The sequence below is a fragment of the Rhodobacter sp. TJ_12 genome, assembly GCF_020023995.1.
GTDB lineage: Bacteria > Pseudomonadota > Alphaproteobacteria > Rhodobacterales > Rhodobacteraceae > Rhodobacter.
Genome location: NZ_NRRD01000107.1, coordinates 1 through 505 on the forward strand (window position 1 = coordinate 1; position 505 = coordinate 505).

1 protein-coding gene is annotated in these 505 nt (G+C 57.0%); it reads left to right on the forward strand.

From position 1 onward, the window contains the following. Window positions 1–505, forward strand: a 505-nt coding sequence (locus CKO11_RS17430; protein ID WP_263298511.1) for a histidine kinase dimerization/phospho-acceptor domain-containing protein, incomplete at both ends; no start/stop codon positions are given.

Consider the following 505-nt stretch of genomic DNA (forward strand, 5'->3'; position numbering starts at 1 on the left):
ACCGCCCAGCAACGGCTCCTGTCCGATATTTCCCACGAGCTACGGACACCGTTAACGCGGCTACAGCTCGGCACCGCGCTGTTGCGTCGTCGCAGCGGCGAGAGCAAAGAGCTGGAGCGTATCGAAACGGAAGCACAGCGGCTGGACAGTATGATCAACGACCTGTTGGTCATGTCGCGTAATCAACAGAAAAACGCGCTGGTCAGCGAAACGGTCAAAGCCAATCAGTTGTGGAATGAGGTGCTCGATAACGCCGCGTTCGAAGCGGAACAGATGGGTAAATCCCTGACGGTGAATTTCCCGCCTGGCCCGTGGCCGCTGTACGGCAACCCGAATGCACTGGAAAGCGCGCTGGAAAATATCGTCCGTAACGCCCTGCGTTATTCGCACACCAAAATTGAAGTGAGTTTCTCGGTCGATAAAGACGGCATCACCATTAACGTTGACGATGACGGCCCGGGCGTCAGCCCGGAAGACCGCGAGCAAATCTTCCGCCCGTTCTACC